Source organism: Streptomyces sp. NPDC034099 (assembly GCF_055575415.1).
Genome location: NZ_JBVISR010000011.1, coordinates 1 through 15,872 on the forward strand (window position 1 = coordinate 1; position 15,872 = coordinate 15,872).

Annotated in this window: 16 protein-coding genes; 5 read left to right on the top strand and 11 right to left on the bottom strand. The window is 71.0% G+C overall.

From position 1 onward, the window contains the following. Positions 1-105 precede the first annotated feature (105 nt). Both ACZ56V_RS28190 and ACZ56V_RS28195 read right to left on the bottom strand, forming a co-directional pair. Positions 106-771, bottom strand: coding sequence for a response regulator (locus ACZ56V_RS28190; protein ID WP_398914300.1), 666 nt, complete (start codon positions 769-771; stop codon positions 106-108). Beyond that, a complete protein-coding gene (locus tag ACZ56V_RS28195; protein WP_468946087.1) occupies positions 768-2,042 on the bottom strand; it encodes a sensor histidine kinase in 1,275 nt (424 codons plus the stop codon). The genes ACZ56V_RS28190 and ACZ56V_RS28195 overlap by 4 nt, the downstream gene beginning before the upstream one ends. Positions 2,043-2,137: 95 nt before the next feature. Here ACZ56V_RS28195 and ACZ56V_RS28200 point away from each other — a divergent pair, with 95 nt between their 5' ends. Next, positions 2,138-2,698, top strand: a complete 561-nt coding sequence (locus ACZ56V_RS28200) for a GNAT family N-acetyltransferase (RefSeq protein ID WP_467379432.1) — start codon at positions 2,138-2,140, stop codon at positions 2,696-2,698. Between the two features lie 17 nt (positions 2,699-2,715). Here the strand turns inward: ACZ56V_RS28200 and ACZ56V_RS28205 are convergent, their stop codons facing one another. The 6 genes from ACZ56V_RS28205 to ACZ56V_RS28230 form a co-directional block, all read right to left on the bottom strand. Continuing rightward, complete coding sequence (locus tag ACZ56V_RS28205; protein ID WP_468946089.1) at positions 2,716-4,236, bottom strand: type IV secretory system conjugative DNA transfer family protein; 1,521 nt, start codon at positions 4,234-4,236, stop codon at positions 2,716-2,718. A 27-nt stretch (positions 4,237-4,263) separates the two neighbouring features. Further along, positions 4,264-5,679 (bottom strand): ATP-binding protein, encoded by a 1,416-nt coding sequence (locus ACZ56V_RS28210; protein ID WP_003974843.1) that lies wholly within the window; start codon positions 5,677-5,679, stop codon positions 4,264-4,266. A gap of 12 nt (positions 5,680-5,691) precedes the next feature. Continuing rightward, positions 5,692-7,251 (bottom strand): SCO6880 family protein, encoded by a 1,560-nt coding sequence (locus ACZ56V_RS28215; protein ID WP_356364778.1) that lies wholly within the window; start codon positions 7,249-7,251, stop codon positions 5,692-5,694. After that, on the bottom strand, positions 7,248-8,591 hold the full coding sequence (locus tag ACZ56V_RS28220) for an energy-coupling factor transporter transmembrane component T family protein (protein WP_468946092.1): 1,344 nt from the start codon (positions 8,589-8,591) through the stop codon (positions 7,248-7,250). Before ACZ56V_RS28220 ends, ACZ56V_RS28215 begins: the two co-directional genes overlap by 4 nt. Beyond that, entirely contained in the window at positions 8,581-9,381 is an 801-nt protein-coding gene (locus tag ACZ56V_RS28225) for a DUF8175 domain-containg protein (protein WP_468946095.1), read from the bottom strand. Before ACZ56V_RS28225 ends, ACZ56V_RS28220 begins: the two co-directional genes overlap by 11 nt. A gap of 166 nt (positions 9,382-9,547) precedes the next feature. Further along, positions 9,548-9,856 carry a hypothetical protein gene (locus tag ACZ56V_RS28230; RefSeq protein ID WP_104636152.1) on the bottom strand — a complete coding sequence of 103 codons (309 nt, stop codon included), beginning with the start codon at positions 9,854-9,856 and terminating at the stop codon, positions 9,548-9,550. A 369-nt stretch (positions 9,857-10,225) separates the two neighbouring features. Between ACZ56V_RS28230 and ACZ56V_RS28235 the strand changes: the two genes are divergently transcribed. Both ACZ56V_RS28235 and ACZ56V_RS28240 read left to right on the top strand, forming a co-directional pair. Beyond that, positions 10,226-11,245 carry a C40 family peptidase gene (locus ACZ56V_RS28235; RefSeq protein ID WP_398914311.1) on the top strand — a complete coding sequence of 340 codons (1,020 nt, stop codon included), beginning with the start codon at positions 10,226-10,228 and terminating at the stop codon, positions 11,243-11,245. Between the two features lie 206 nt (positions 11,246-11,451). Beyond that, entirely contained in the window at positions 11,452-12,168 is a 717-nt protein-coding gene (locus ACZ56V_RS28240) for a phosphatase PAP2 family protein (protein ID WP_468946098.1), read from the top strand. 3 nt (positions 12,169-12,171) lie between these two features. Here the strand turns inward: ACZ56V_RS28240 and ACZ56V_RS28245 are convergent, their stop codons facing one another. Continuing rightward, the gene (locus ACZ56V_RS28245; protein WP_468946101.1) at positions 12,172-13,770 is read right to left on the bottom strand and encodes an FAD-binding oxidoreductase; all 1,599 of its coding nucleotides are present in this window, start codon (positions 13,768-13,770) and stop codon (positions 12,172-12,174) included. 279 nt (positions 13,771-14,049) lie between these two features. Then, the gene (locus ACZ56V_RS28250) at positions 14,050-14,223 is read right to left on the bottom strand and encodes a hypothetical protein (RefSeq protein WP_398914317.1); all 174 of its coding nucleotides are present in this window, start codon (positions 14,221-14,223) and stop codon (positions 14,050-14,052) included. A 91-nt stretch (positions 14,224-14,314) separates the two neighbouring features. On the opposite strand from ACZ56V_RS28250, the gene ACZ56V_RS28255 reads away from it, so the two are divergent. Continuing rightward, positions 14,315-15,202, top strand: a complete 888-nt coding sequence (locus ACZ56V_RS28255; protein WP_468946517.1) for an SCO4651 family lipoprotein — start codon at positions 14,315-14,317, stop codon at positions 15,200-15,202. Positions 15,203-15,279: 77 nt separating this feature from the next. Continuing rightward, on the top strand, positions 15,280-15,444 hold the full coding sequence (locus tag ACZ56V_RS28260) for a hypothetical protein (protein WP_171987290.1): 165 nt from the start codon (positions 15,280-15,282) through the stop codon (positions 15,442-15,444). On the opposite strand, the gene ACZ56V_RS28265 is transcribed toward ACZ56V_RS28260, so the two are convergent. Next, positions 15,430-15,819 carry a metal-sensitive transcriptional regulator gene (locus tag ACZ56V_RS28265; RefSeq protein WP_356364790.1) on the bottom strand — a complete coding sequence of 130 codons (390 nt, stop codon included), beginning with the start codon at positions 15,817-15,819 and terminating at the stop codon, positions 15,430-15,432. The genes ACZ56V_RS28260 and ACZ56V_RS28265 overlap by 15 nt on opposite strands. Positions 15,820-15,872 lie beyond the last annotated feature (53 nt).

The following is a 15,872-nucleotide window of genomic DNA, read 5'->3' on the forward strand; positions in this document are numbered from 1 at the left end:
CTGCAGGGGGGACCCTGTGGGAGAGTAGGACGCCGCCGAACAATTATTGCGAGGAAACCCCGCACCGGGAACGGTGCGGGGTTTTCTGCGTTCAGCCCCCATTTCCTAGCCGACCAGTTTTGTCTCGTAGGCCAGGATGACGGCCTGGACGCGGTCCCTCGAACCCGTCTTGGCCAGGATGCGGCCGACGTGGGTCTTCACCGTGGACTCGGCGAGGTGGAGGCGCTCGGCTATCTCCGTGTTGGTCCAGCCCTGGCCCATGACACGCAGGATCTCGGTCTCCCGGTCCGTGAGGGTGGTCAGGCGGGGGTCGGGGGCACCGCTCGGGCTCGGCTGTGTGGCGGCCGGGAGGTGGTGGACGTAGGCGTCGAGCAGGCGGCGGGTCAGGCTCGGGGCGACCACCGCGTCGCCCGTGGCCACCGCGCGGATGCCGGAGAGGAGCTCCTCCGGCTGGGCGTCCTTGACCAGGAAGCCGGAGGCGCCGGCGCGCAGGCCGGAGTAGGCGTACTCGTCCAGGTCGAAGGTGGTGAGGATGAGGACGCGGGTGCGGCCGCCGCCCGCGACGATGCGACGGGTCGCCTCGATGCCGTCCAGGCCGGGCATGCGGACGTCCATGAGGACGACGTCGGGGTGGAGTTCGGCCGTCATCCGGGTCGCTTCGGCGCCGTTGGCCGCCTCGCCCACGACCGTCATGTCGTCCTGGCTCTCCAGGAGCATGCGGAAGCCGAAGCGTTGGAGGGGCTGGTCGTCGGCGATGAGGACGGTGGTCACTGCGGGGGTTCCTCCGGTAGGTGCAGATGGACGCGCCAGCCTTGCTCGGGGGCCGGGCGTGGGCCGGCCTCAAGTGTGCCCCCGTACAAGGAGGTTCGCTCGCGCATGCCGGGCAGGCCGCGGCCGCCGGAGAGGGCGGGGGACGGGAGCGGGGCCGCTCGTCCCGTGTCGGTGACGGTGAGGGTGACGGCGCCGCCCGCCTCATAGGAGAGGTCGATATGGGCGGTGGCGTCGGGGCCGGCGTGCTTGAGGGTGTTGGTGAGGGCTTCCTGGATGACGCGGTAGAGCGTGAGCTGGCGGCCCTCGGGGAGTGCGGGCTCCCCCTTGACGGTGGTGCGGACGGGGAGGCCGGCCCGGCGGACGCCGTCGAGGAGGCGGTCGAGGTCGGTGAGGGCGGGCTGCGGGGCCAGTTCGGGCGACGGGCCGGTGCCGTCATGGTCGTCGTCGCGCAGGACGTCCAGGAGGCGGCGGAGTTCGCCGAGGGCCTGGCGGCTGGTGGTGCCGATGGCGTCGAGGGCCTGGGCGGCCCGGTCGGGGGACTTGGCGGCGGCGTACCGGCCGCCGTCGGCGAGGCCGGTGATGACGGAGAGGTTGTGGCCGATGATGTCGTGCATCTCCCGGGCTATGCGCGCGCGTTCGGCTGCGGCGGCGAGCCTGATCTGCTGGTCGCGTTCGGTCTCCAGGCGGCGGGCGCGGTCCTCGAGGACCTCGGTGTGGTCGCGTCGGGCACGGACGGTGATGCCGATCAGGGCGGCCACGCCGATGGAGAGGAGCTGCGAGCCGAGCTGCTGGTTCCAGGAGCCCGCACTGTCCCCGTAGCGGGCGGCCGTGACGCAGGTCGGGGCAATGACCAGGGCCACCACCCACCAGAGGTTGCGCAGCGGCAGACGCAGCGCGATGTGGTGGACGAGGAGGAGCTGGAGCAGGGCGGCCTGGAGCGCGGCGCCCGACCAGGCGCTCACCAGTGCCGCGGGCAGGGTGACGAGGAGGGCTGCCCTCGGGTGACCGCGGCGCCAGAGAAGGGGGACGGAGAGGGCGAGGCTGAGCACGAGGACGAGGCCGACGGGAACGCCGGGGTCGTGGGCGACGTTGCGCCAGCCGCCGCCCGTGGCGTCGATCAGGGCGGCCAGTACCCAGAAGCCGGTGAGGAGGAGGTCCCACACGAGCGGATGGCGGTGGTCGAAGGCACGGAGCCGCCGGCTGACGCGTTGGACGTACTCGGTGAGTGGTTCGGCGGCTCGGTGTTCCGGCACCGGCTTCACGGGCTCCATCCGACCATGGTCGGGGGTCGGAGCGCGGCGGGCGTCCGCCCGGGGGGCCGTATATGAGGTGAGGGGCCTAGTACCCGGGTATTACGGTGGCCGGCATGAGTGCCTCGGTCCCCGGTGACTACGTGATCCGCTCCATACGCGCCGACGAATGGCCCGCGGTGAGGGAACTGCGGCTGCGGGCGCTGCGGGATCCGGTCGCGGACCTCGCGTACCTGGAGACGTACGACGACGCGGCCGCGCGGCCGGACTCCTTCTGGCAGGAGCGGGCGGCCGGGGGCGCCGAAGGGGCTGCCGGGGCGCAGCAGCTCGTGGCCGTGGGGCCCGGCGGACTGTGGCTCGGCACGCTGACCGTGCTCATGGAGGAGGCCGGGAGTACGGACTGGGCCGGGTTTCCGGTGGAGCGGCGGCAGGGGCACGTCGTCGGAGTGTTCGTACGGTCCGAATGGCGGGGGAGCGGGCTGACCAAGGCGTTGTTCGACGCGGGTCTGGAGTGGGCGTGGGCGCACGGCGCGGAGCGGATGCGGCTCATCGTGCATCCGGACAACGGGCGGGCGCAGGGGGCCTACCGCAAGGCCGGGTTCGTGCCGAGCGGGCGGACGGTGCCGCTGGTGGGCGGGCCCGGCGACCACGAGTTGGAGTACGTGCTCGAGCGCTGACCCGGCCCGCGCTCCGGTCAGACGGGAAGCTCGTCGTGGGGCCAGCGGGCCCGGCCCTGTTCACGGGAGCGGAGCAGGGCCAGGGTCGGCATGCCGATGTCCGTGCCGGTGGCCAGCAGTTCCGGGAGCTGGGGGAGCGGGGCCACGGCCGCGACGTCGTCCAGGACGAGTGTCATTGGTGGGTCGAGGCGACCGGAGGATGACCGTTCGGCCATGCGCCGGCCGCGCTCGACCACGCTGGAGACGAGCGCCGTCAGCAGCGGCATCGCGCCCGGGCTCGTGCGGGGGTCCTCAATGGATTCACCCACCACGTAAAGGGTGCCCTGTTCATGGACGAAGGAATCCAAGGCGAGGGCATCATTTCGGTTGGGAGTGCACGCCTCGCGGATGTTGACCGTGGACAGCGCGGCCAGGGCCCGCGCGGTCAGCTGCTGGGCCATGTCCCGGCGCTCGGGGTGGGCGGTGAGGGACCCTTCGAGTTCTCCCGCGGAACCGGGGGCGGCCTTGGGATGAGTACGCAGGATGCGGACGGCGTCCTGGACCTGGAGGCCCTGCGACCAGCGGTGGACGTGGCGGACGGTGCGGCCGTCGATGGCGGCGGCGTGGAGGTAGCTCCGCAGCAGCAGTTCGGCCGTGTCGCCGACCGCCTGGTCGAGGCGGGCGGTGGGGCGGACCGGGGTGAGCAGGGCGGCGGCCCTGGCGGTGGCGGTCGCCCTGTCCTCGCAGCCCGCGGTGGGGGACCAGTGGAAGCGGGCGGGGGTGTCGCAGAGGTGGTTCGGGTCGTAGAGGTGGGTGGGGCCGAGTTTGGCGCGGGCGTCCTTGGTCTCCGACCAGAGGGCGGGGTTGGAGGTGATGACGAGGGCGGCGGCTTCCGCGTCCCGCAGGGCGGCGGTTGCGGTTTCGTGGCGGCTGGCCTTGGGGCCGTAGTGCACCGCGCCTTCGGCGCGGGTTGCTTCCCACCCACCCACCCGTTTGCCCTTCAGCAGAGAAGCTGAGGGGTGGTCGGTCTCCCGGGCCGGAGTGTGTGGAGTCACGGGGGCCTGTTGCGGGGTCCTCGGGGTGGGTACCTCGTGCGCTGGTACGTCCTCGACCCGGGTCTCCTGGACCAGCGTCTCCTGGACCGCCGTCTCCTGCGCCACCGGTGCCGGAGCCGGCACCGGTTCCTCGCGCCGTCGCTGCCGTACCGCACGCCATCGCGCCACCGTGCCCATCACGAACACCGCCAGCACCACCAGCACCATCAGCTGGCCGATGAACAGGCCCCAGAACAGCCCGTATCCGGAGAGTGCCGTCCGAGGGGCGTCCGGCCAGGCGCCGGGGAGGTCGTGGGGCTGGGCGATCAGCTGGCGCATGGCCTGCGGGGTCCCGGTGAAGCTGACGCCGGCCGGCCAGGCGCCGTGGGCGAACAGGGCGGACAGGCCGGTCGCCGTCCACACCAGCAGGGTCATGCCGAGGAGGAAGGCCAGTATGCCGATCAGCAGGCCGTCGGGGATGCCGCCCTGGGCCGGCCGCTGATCGCGGCGGTCGTCCGGTCTCATGCGTCCGGTGCCTCTCCGTTTCGCGTCCTACGCCACCGTCGATTCCGACGAGTCGCCGATGTGCTGCTCCATGAACGCCGCCGCCCGCTCCTCCGCCTCCAGCTCCGCGGCGCGCAGCGCGTCGTCGGTCAGGTGGTCGGCGGAGGACTCGGTCATCGCGCGGTCGGTGAAGACCAGGGGGCGTTCGGTCTCGGTGATCAGGTGCTTGACCACCTGGACGTTGCCGTTGACGTCCCACACCGCGATGCCGGGGGTGAGGGAGGGGATGATCTCCACCGCCCAGCGGGGCAGGCCGAGGACGCGTCCGGTGGCCCGTGCCTCGTCGGCCTTCTGGGCGTAGATGGTCCGGGTGGAGGCCATCTTGAGGATGGCCGCGGCCTCTCTGGCGGCCGCCCCGTCGACGACGTCCGACAGGTGGTGCACCACCGCCACGAACGACAGACCGAGCCGGCGCCCGAACTTCAGCAGCCGCTGGAACAGCTGCGCCACGAACGGGCTGTTGATGATGTGCCAGGCCTCCTCGACCAGGAAGATGCGCTTCTTCCGGTCGGGCCGGATCCAGGTGTGCTCCAGCCACACGCCCACGATGGCCATGAGGATGGGCATGGCGATGGAGTTGCGGTCGATGTGGGAGAGGTCGAAGACGATGAGCGGGGCGTCGAGGTCGATGCCGACCGTCGTCGGGCCGTCGAACATGCCGCGCAGGTCACCGTCGACGAGGCGGTCCAGGACCAGCGCCACGTCCAGGCCCCAGGCCCGTACGTCGTCTATGGCGACGTTCATCGCCTCGGCGGACTCCGGCTCGGGGTGGCGGAGCCGCTCGACGATGTCGGTGAGGACCGGCTGGCGCTCGACGATGGTCTCGTTGACGTAGGCATGCGCGACCTTGAGGGCGAAGCCGGAGCGCTCGTCCAGGCCGTGGCCCATGGCGACCTCGATGATCGTCCGGAGCAGCGCCAGCTGGCCCGTCGTCGTGATCGCCGGGTCCAGCGGGTTGAGCCGGATGCCGTGGTCCAGGGCGGCCATCGGGTCGAGGCGGATGGGAGTTATGCCCAGCTCCTCGGCGATGAGGTTCCACTCGCCGACGCCGTCCTCGCCCTGGGCGTCCAGGACGACGACCTGGCGGTCGCGGAAGCGGAGCTGGCGCAGGACGTACGTCTTCTCGAGGGCCGACTTGCCGTTGCCGGACTCGCCCAGCACCAGCCAGTGCGGGGCGGGGAGCTGCTGGCCGTACAGCTGGAAGGGGTCGTAGATGTAGCCCTTGCCGGAGTAGACCTCGCGGCCGATGATCACGCCGGAGTCGCCGAGGCCGGGGGCGGCCGTGGGCAGGTAGACAGCCTGGGCCTGGCCGGTGGACGTGCGGACGGGGAGGCGGGTCGTCTCCACCTTCCCGAACAGGAAGGACGTGAAGGCGTCGGTGAGGACGGTCAGCGGGTCCCGCATCAGGCTCAGCCCCTACCTTCGGATGCCGGTGGCGAACGGAAGAGTGTTCACGAAGGCGCGATGGTGCTCACGGTCGCACCACTCCAGTTTCAGGTACGACTTCCCGGCCGAGGCCCTTATCGTCCGCTTGTCGCGGGCCAGCGCCTCGGGGTTGCGGGAGGAGACGGTGATGTAGCCGACCAGGTTGACGCCGGCCGCGCCACTGGCGAGGTCCTCGCCGCGCTGGTCGAGGCGGCCGTGGGCGGCGATGTCGCGGGGGTCCACGGTGCGGTTCATCTTGGCGGCGCGGGAGGCCTCGGCGTCGTCGTTCGTCTTCTCGGTCAGCATCCGCTCGATGGCGACCTCGGTGGGTTCGAGGTCCATGGTGACGGCGACCGTGCGGATCACGTCCGGGGTGTGGACCAGGAGCGGGGCCAGGAAGTTGACGCCCACCGGGGTCATCGGCCACTCCTTGATCCAGGCGGTGGCGTGGCACCAGGGGGCGCGCGTGGCGGACTCGCGGGTCTTGGCCTGGAGGTAGGTGGGCTCCATGGCGTCCAGCTCGGCCGGCCAGGCGTTGCGCTTGGTCATCGCCTGGATGTGGTCGATCGGGTGGTCCGGGTCGTACATGGCGTGGATCAGGGAGGCGAGCCGGCCCTGGCCCAGCGGCTGGCGGACGCGGATGTCGGCTTCCTGGAGACGGGAGCAGATGTCGGTCAGCTCGCGCGCCATCACGACCGCGAGACCGGCGTCCCGGTCCAGCTTGCGCCCGCTGTGCGGCCGGGCGGCGCGGGCCATGGTGTGCGCCTCGGCGGCCAGCTCGCGGTTGTAGTGCATGCAGGCGATCAGGTAGGCGCGGTGCTGCTCGCTGCTGGTGGACACCATCGACTGGAGCTGGTCGTACGACTGCTGCAGCCAGGCCGGTGACCTGGCGTCGCCACGCTGGGCGACGTCCTTGGCGTGCGCGTCGGGGTCGGCCGGGAGGGTGCGGGCGAGCATCTGGATGCGGGTGACGAAGCCGTCGCCGTTGGCCACATGCTTGAGCAGGGTGCCGAAGCGGTCGACGAGGGCTTCCTGGTCCTCGGAGTCGCGCAGGCCGACGCCGGGGCCCTCGATCTCGATGGCGGCCGTGACGGTCTTGCGGTCGGCGTGCAGCAGTACGGCGATCTCGTCGGGCCCGAAGGGCGCCGCCAGCCAGGAGATCCGGCCGATGCCGGGCGGCGGGCCGACCTCGATCTCCTGGCCGTCGATCCTGGTACCGGCCTCGATGGCGCCGGAGCGGTAGGTGGTGCCCTTGCGGAGCGTGCGCTTGTAGCTGCGGTTGATCTCGAACCACCGGTAGAACGTCCGGTGGTTGTACGGCACGTAGACGGCCGCCAGCGCGAGCATCGGGAAGCCGGCGAGCAGCACGATGCGCAGGCTCAGGACGGGGACGAGGAGCCCGCACATCATGCCGAGGAACGCGCCCGCGACGATCAGCGCGATCTCTCCGGTCTCGCGGTTGCGGCCGACGATCGCGTTCGGCCGGGCGCGGCCGATCAGATACGTACGGCGGGGCGTGACCGTGTGGGACACGTGGGACTCGGTCGTCAACGCCCGTCACCTCCTGTGCTCTTGCTGTTGCGGGTGTTGCTTGCGTGCGGTGTGTTCACCGGGCTGCCGGAGCGCGGTGCGGGTGCGGGTGCGGCGGAGGGGACATTTCCGCCGCCGCCGTTCGAGGGGCGCGAGCTGTGCGCGGCGACTCCGCCGGAGGCGGGGTTCGAGGGGCGGGCCGCGGCGGAGGACGAGGACGGCCCGCCGCCGCTGTCGCCGTTGTTGCGGCTGCTGTGGGTTCTGATGCCCTGGGCGACGAGGTTCGCCGGGGAGCTGATCACGGCGGCGGCCTTGCCCTCGGCGCCCTGCATGATCCGGTTGTTGCGGCCGTTGGCGATCTCGTCGCCGAAGCCGGGGACGAAGCGGTAGATCATCGCGGAGGCGAAGATCGCGAGCAGGATGATGGCGAGGCCGGACACGATGGCGGCCACGGAGTCGGGCCCGTCCGCCGTGGTCAGCGCGCCCGCGAGGCCCAGCACGATGACGATCACGGGCTTGACCATGATCACGGCGATCATGATGCCGGCCCAGCGGCGGACGTGGCCCCACAGGTTCTTGTCGACCAGGCCCGCGTAGACGACGACGCCGAGCAGGGCGCCGACGTAGAGCAGGACGGCGCGCAGGTACAGCTCCAGGTAGAGCACGCCGGCGGCGACGATCGACACGAACGACACCAGGATCAGCATGATCGGGCCGCCGCCGATGTCGTTGCCCTGCTTCAGCGCCTCGGAGAACGTGCCGAAGAAGGTGTCCGTCTGGTCGCCGGTGCCCTTGGCCAGGACCTCGGTCACGGCGTCGGTGGCCGACACGACCGTGTACAGGATCAACGGCGTGAAGGCCGACGCCAGGACGGTGAGCCAGAGGAACCCGACGGCCTCGGAGAGCGCGGTGGTGAGCGGGACGCCGCGGACGGCGCGCTTGGCCACGGCGAGCAGCCAGAGGATCAGGGTCAGGAACGCGGAGGCCGCGAAGACGACGGCGTACTGCTTGAGGAACGTGTCGTTCGTGAAGTCGACGTCGGCGGTGTTCTTCACGGCGTCGCTGAGCGTGTCGACGGTCCAGGCGGCGGCGTCGGCACAGCCCTTGGCGAGGGAGGAGAGGGGGTCGAGGGTGTTGGGGAGGGTGTCGGGGGTGGTCCCCCCACCCCCACCGGAGCCACCGCCTTCGCCTCGTTCGCAGTAGTCCTTGGCGGGGCCCACGATGAGGTCGCAGTTGTCGTCCGACGGGGTCGGCGACGGCGTGGGTGCCGCGGCGGCACGCGTGGCGAGCAGCACGAGCGCGGTCTGTACGGCGGTCAAGGCAGCGGCGGCCTTGAGTACGCGACGCTGGTTAGCGGGCATACGTGAACCCTCCGTACTCCTGGACGGCCTTGGACATCTCTTCGGCGCTGGAGGCCTTGTTGTCGCCCGGGACTGGCGCCGGGCCGTCCTTCTGTGAGAAGGACTCCACCTTCCAGTCGCTGTCCACCCAGCGCAGCTGCAGGGTCATGGTGAACCAGTCGCTGCTGACGGGGGTGGTGGTCTTCTCACCCGCTGTGCCGAACACACCCGTGCACCAGACGTCCACGGTCGCGTTGGTGTCGGAGTACTGCGTGGCCTTGGTCCCGATCGGCATGGTGCGCGACACATAGGTGTTGCCACCTGTGGCGTTGCCGTTCTTGTCCAGGCCGATGCTGCTGAGGAACTCTTCGCTGTAGACCTTGTCGAACTTGGCGGCGAGAGCGGCCTGCTTGTCGGCCACGAAGACCTGCCGCACGATGTCGTTCCGCTGGGCAGGCTTGAAGATGTCGGCCGACACGAGAGTCACCGCGTAGTTCGCCGCCGCGCTCTGTGCCCCCTGCTCGTCATGGGCGAAGCCCGACTGGACCGGGCGCGTCCCCGAGGGTGCCGTCGCCGACGTCTTCGGCTTGTCCCCGTCGCCGCCCTCCGCGGATGCGGAATCGTCTCCTCCGCGGTTCGCGAAGGCGATCGCGGCGATGAGCAGGACGACGACGCCGACCACGGTGACCAGGCTCCGCGAGGAGGAGCGGCCGCCGCGTCGGGGGCCGCCCTCTTCCTCCGGCAGCCGGAGCCGGGTCTGACCGGCACCGCCGTAATCGCCGGACGAGTGGTGATCGTCTCCGAGACTCATGCCGCGTACGCCCCCTCGACGTCGGGTCGACCGTGTACGTACGACGGTAGCCGTGCTGGTTCCCGCTCGGGCGCGGTGTTATGACTCGACATCAGGGAAACGCAACCTCAGCCGGTTGGCACGACGGGCGGGTGGGATGGAGGGGGAGGAACCGTTGCGTGCCGGGCTACACGGCCATCCCGTACACGATGGTGAAGAGCGTGCCGAGCGAGCCGATGATGAACACGCCCGTCAGCCCCGCGACGATCAGGCCCTTGCCCTGCTCCGCGCTGAAGGTGTCCCGGAGCGCGGTGGCGCCGATGCGCTGCTTGGCGGCGCCCCAGATGGCGATGCCGAGGCAGAGCAGGATGGCGACGGCCATGACGACCTGGACCATCGTCTTGGCCTCGGTCCCCAGCGCACCGAAGGGGCCCCAGTCCGGAGCGATCCCCCCGATGATGGTGTTGATGTCTCCCTCGTCGGCCGCAAAGAGCATGTAAGTCACCGCCCCTGTTGGGTAGTTCCGCATCCTCTGCGGACATGCAGAGGTCAAGCCTCATTGTCACCGACAATGGCACCGTCGCATGTCGACTTGGCGTCATTGATTGGCGGGTTTCGTACGAATAGCTTGCCACCGTTCCGCGCCGGGCCCTGGCCGGGTGGTGCGGAACGGTGCGTAGAGAGTCGTATGGTCACTCTGTGTATCACGTGAGGTTACGCCGGGCAATGATGCGGGGCGCAACCTGTTACGTGGTTGCGTCGTTGAGCCCTTCTGCGGTGTGATCGAATCAGCCCGATATCACGGTGTGTGACTGACTTTCAGGTAGTCCGACATGGCCGGGAAACGTCACTGAACCGTGCGCCCATGGGGGATGGTTGGACCATGCGCAAGATGTGGGTCGGTGCCGGTGTCGCGGTTGCCCTGGGGATGGGCTTCGTGATGCTGCTCGTCGTCGGTGTCTACCTCGTCGCCGGGAACCTGGCCGGCGGTGCGGGCGGCGGGGCCAAGAAGCTCGCCAAGGGGAGCGTGCCCGCGGCGTACCAGGCGATCGTGCAGAAGTGGGGCAATCTCTGCCCCGCCATCAACCCCGCGCTGCTCGCCGCCCAGTTGTACCAGGAGAGCGGGTTCAACCCGCAGGCCCGGAGCGCGGCGGCGGCGCAGGGGATAGCGCAGTTCATTCCCGGAACGTGGGCCACCCACGGCATCGACGGCGACGGGGACGGGGACCGGGACGTGTGGGACCCGGCGGACGCGATTCCGTCGGCGGCGTCGTACGACTGCTCCCTCGCCTCGTACGTGAAGGACGTGCCCGGCGATCCCACCAGGAACATGCTGGCCTCCTACAACGCGGGGGCCTACGCGGTGATCAAGTATCAGGGCGTGCCGCCGTACAGGGAGACGCAGAACTACGTCAAGGTGATCACGACCCTGGAGAAGAGCTTCGCCGCGCCCACCACCCGGGTCGATCCGTCGGAGCAGGCCGCCGGGGCCATCGCCTACGCGCAGAAGAAGCTCGGGACGCCGTATCTGTGGGGCGGGAACGGGACAGCCGATCAGGGCGGGCGGTTCGACTGTTCGGGGCTGACCAAGGCGGCGTACGAGAGTGTGGGGATCAAGCTGCCGCGGGTCGCCAACGACCAGTACAACGCCGGGGCGCATCCCGCGCGGGACGAACTGCTGCCGGGGGACCTGGTGTTCTTCTCGGACGACCTCACCAACTCGCGCGCCATCCGGCACGTGGGGATCTACGTGGGCGGCGGGTACATGATCGACGCGCCGCGGACGGGTGCCGTGATCCGGTTCGACCCGATCGACACCCCCGACTACTTCGGGGCCACCCGGGTGACCGAGGATGGCGCGAAAGCGCTGCCCACCACGGTGTGAATGGGAGGGTGTGAACTCAGCGTGAAACCCTGCCCTGAGCTGCGGCGACGTGTCTCTCTTCGATAACGTCTGCGTGATCATTCAGTGGAGTGTGGAACGTATCAACAGGGGACGTGCGTTCCTGTTGACGTACAGCTGACCACGGGGGTGGCAGAAGAGGCGCGCGTTCGGTGCGCCGGAGGACATGACGAAGGGGCCGCAGCACCATGGCTGGACTCGCCGAATCCGGGTCGAACCCCGACGTCGAGCTGCTCTACGACATCAACGGCCTGGCCAAGGACGCGCCGCACTGGTTCGACCGGGTCATGGAGTTCGTCGGTGAGTACGGACTGCTGTTCGCGATCGTGCTGCTGGTGCTGTGGTGCTGGTGGGGTGTGCGGCGGCGCGGCGGCGAGGACGCCGCCTCGAACGTGGCCGCGCTGGTGTGGGCGCCGCTCGCGGCCGGAGTCGCGGTCCTGGTCAACGTGCCGATACGGGGATTCGTGGAGCGGCCCCGGCCCTTCAAGTCGCATGACGGGCTCGAAGTGCTCGTGGAGGGGAAGAACGACTTCTCCTTCGTGAGCGACCACGCCACGCTCTGCATGGCCCTGGCGGTCGGACTCTTCGTCGCCAACCGGAAGTTCGGCATCGCCGCGATCGTGCTGGCCCTGTTCGGCGGCTTCGCCCGGGTCTACATGGGCGTGCACTATCCGACGGACGTCGTGGGCGGGTTCGCGCTCGGTACGGCGGTCGCGCTGCTGCTGTCGCCGGTCGCGATGGCCCTGCTGACGCCGCTGACCCGGGCCGTCGAGCGCGCGCCCCGGGTGGGGTGGCTGATCAGCGCGCGCGGGCGGACGGGTGGCGCCGGGCGCGGCGCCGTGGTCCCGGGCGCACGGAAGGAGAGTGCCTCCGAGGCGTCGGGCGAGCGGGATCTCGCCGCCTGACGTTCACAGCGCCTGTGGGTAGGTGAAGACGCGGTCCGGGTCGTACTGGTGCTTGAGACGCGCCAGGCGCGGGGCCGCGTCTCCGTAGTAGGCCTTCCGCCAGTCCTTCAGGGTCGGGTCCGTGTAGTTCTGATAGGCGGCGCCCGAGGCGTACGGGTGCATCGCGCCGTGGGTGGATTTCAGCCAGGACTGGGCCGCCGTGCCGCTCGTGCCCGGCCGCCACGAGGCGATGTACTGGGCCAGCGTCCGGGAGCGCCGGTGCACGAACGCGGTGGCCGTCGGGGAGACGCGGTTCACCGCGCCGCCGAGTGCCGTGAACGCGATGCTGCCGGCGCCGCCGCGCACGGGGGTGGTCAGGTGGGAGAGCAGGGCCTTGATGCCGGCCGCCGGGATGGGGCGGTCGAAGAAGTCCGAGCGGGCGGCGTACGTCTCGCGGCCGAGTGCCCCCTCCGGCGAGTGGCCGGGCACGGAGCCCGGGAGGTGGCAGCGGGCGTCGCTCGAGAACGACGAGCAGCCCGCGTACATCTCCATCGACTCCTCGTACGTGCGGCGCTTGAGGGAGACGTGGCTCGCGGACGATCCGACGCGGTCGGCGAGGCGGTCCACGGCGTTCTGGAGCTCGCCGTAGGTGCCGAGGGAGAAGGCGGCGACCGAGACGGTGGGGGTGCGGCCGGGGGCGGTGGCCAGGTGGAGGGAGGACCAGATCTCGTCGGGCTGGTCCGGGCCCCACTCCTGCCAGGCGCGGACGACCGCGGCGGCCTTCCGCCAGGGCCAGGTCAGGTACGCCGACACCGCCCGGGGCGCGGGGTGGGTGCGGAAGTGGAACTCCGTGACGATGCCGAAGTTGCCGTTGCCCGCGCCGCGCAGGGCCCAGAAGAGGTCCTTGTGGCCGCCCGCCGCGTCGGCGGTGATCTCCTTGCCGTCCGCCGTGATCAGCGTGGCCCGGGTGAGGCTGTCGCAGGTCAGGCCGTAGGCGCGGGAGACGACGCCGTGACCGCCCCCGAGGGTGAGGCCGGAGACGCCGACGGTGGGGCAGGAGCCGGCCGGGACGGTCACGCCCTTCGCGGCGAGGGCGCGGTAGACGTCGATCAGCTTGGCGCCTCCGCCGACGACCGCCTCGCCGGCGGAGGCGCGGACGCGGTTCAGCTTCGAGACGTCGATGATCAGGCGGCCGTCGCCCGAGGACCAGCCGGCGTAGGAGTGGCCGCCGTTGCGGATCGCCACGGGGATGTGGTGGGCGCGGGCGTAGGAGAGGGCCGTGCGGATGTCGTCGGGGTGGGCGGCGTAGGCGACGGCGCTGGGCTTCAGGGTGTCGAAGCGGGTGTTGTAGAGCTGGTGGGCCGTTTTCCAGGTGCGGTCGCCGGGGCGGACGAGTGGGCCGTCCAGGGACTTGGCGAGGGCGGTCCAGGTGGCGGGGGCCTTGGGCGTGGGGGTGCGGGGGGCGCCGTTGCCGACCTTGGCGGTGCGGGTGGTGGTGGTTGGGGTGGTGGCTCCGGTGGCTTTGGAGTCGGTGCCTGGGGAGTGGTCCTTGCCTGTGCAGGCGGTCGTGGTGGCCGCCAGGGCGGCGGCTGTGGTGGTGCTGAGGAATGTGCGCCGGTGCATGTCGCCTCCGCGTCCCGTGGGGGGTCGTGGAGGGAGACGGGGGTGTGGGGGGTTGGGTTCCCTGGGGTGCGGTGGGTGTGCGGCAGTGGACAGGTGTACGGCGTCGGTGGCGGCCGGGGGTGGGGGCACTGACCGGCGCCGCCGGGTGCCTCCCCCACTCTCGGCTTCGCTCGAGCGGGAGGCAGCCCCACCGCCCACCCGTGCCGCCTGGGGGTACCTCCCAGGCCGTTCAGGCACTGGGGGAGGCACGACTGCCCGCAGCTACGGGGGGCCCCGCGGCTACGTGGCGGTGGTGTGGGTCTGGGCGTCGGTGCGGGCCTGGCTTCTGGCTCTGCGGGCCGGGCCTCGCCAGCCGCAGGTGCAGCGGGCCAGGCAGAAGGGGCCTTGCTCGACCGTTGTCGTCAGGTGCTCCGGTGCGTCCCCGGGGGCTTCGAGACCGTCCTGCTGCGCCACGCCCACAACGTTACCGGGGTCGCCTGCCCCTCGTTAAGCGGGACGGCACGGGGTCCGGAACGGGCGTGACGGCTTGGGATAGCAGGTGGCGATGGTCGGGCGGGAGCGGGAGCTGCGGAGTGGGAGGCCGGGCGGCGGTCCCGCCCTCGCCGGCGGTGTGGTCTGCGTCTGTCTGGCCGTCGCCGGGTGTTCCGGGCAGGGGGCCGCGGTCCAGGGGGCGGACGGCGGCGATCCGGTCGCCGTGCTGCACCGGGCCGCCGACCGGCTGGTGGCCGCCGGGAGCGCCAAGGCGCGTACCGCGATGCAGATGGCCAGCGGCGGGACGCGGGTGACCATCCGGGGCGAGGGCGTGTACGACTTCGAGACGCGGCTCGGGCGGTTGAAGGTACGGCTGCCGCAGGACCCGGCGGGGTCGAGCGAGCACCGGCCGATCACGGAACTGCTGGCCCCGGGGGCCCTGTTCATGAAGAACCGGGGAGCCGGTGTGCCCGACGACAAGTGGGTGCGGGTGGAGACCGCCTCGCTGTCCGACGGGAACCTGGTGACCGGCGGCGCGACGGACCCGTTCGCCGCCGCCGAGGTGCTGCGGGGGACGCGGACGGCGAAGTTCGTGGGGCGCACGGAGCTGGCCGGGACCGAGGTGCGGCACTACCGGGGGACCGCCGATCTCGCGCGGGCGGCGCGCGGTGCCTCGGAGGGCAACAGGAAGGCGCTGGCCGCGGCGGCCGAGGGGTTCGCCACCGCCGAGGTGCCGTTCGACGCCTACCTCGACGACGAGGGCCGCATCCGCAAGGTCCGGCACCGCTTCAGCTTCTCCAACGGGCGGGAGAGCGGCACCGGCATCGTGGACGTCGACTCGACGACGCTGCTCTACGACTTCGGCGCCGCCGTCCGCGTACGGCTGCCCGAGGACCAGGACATCTACGCCGGCAAGATCGCCGCGGAGCCGGGCGACACGGCGGTGGACGGCAAGAACTAGCCCTTCCGTGCCATGCGCGGTGCGTAGGCCGCTCCCTACTCTAGGAAGTCGGTGACGGCAGAGACGAGGTGACGCGTGTGGCTCCGGTCGGCGGTACGGCGGTTCAGGACCACGTGGCCCTCGCCGAGATCGAGCTGTGCGGCGAGCTGATCATCGCGGCGTCGGCCGCCCGTGAGCGGCTCAGCCTGGAGAGCATCGACGAGGTGCTGCGCGTGGCCGAGGAGCGTTCACGTACGCAGTAGGCGGCCGATGGCCTTCGTCGCCTCTTCCACCTTCGCGTCGATCTCCGTACCGCCCTTGAGGGCCGCGTCGGCGACGCAGTGGCGCAGGTGCTCCTCCAGCAGTTGCAGCGCGAAGGACTGCAGGGCCTTCGTGGAGGCGGAGACCTGGGTCAGTATGTCGATGCAGTAGACGTCCTCGTCGACCATCCGCTGCAGGCCGCGGATCTGGCCCTCGATCCGGCGCAGGCGTTTGAGGTGCTCGTCCTTCTGCTTGTGGTACCCGTGCACGCCGCGGTCGTGGTCGGTCACGATGTCCGTGCCGTCCGTCTCCACCTGGTCCACCGCCGGGTCCGCGGCGGAGGAGGGCGCACCCGCGCCGGCCTCGGTGGTCGTCATCGCGTCCTCCTGATACGGACATATACCCCTGGTGGGTATATGGTAACGAACTT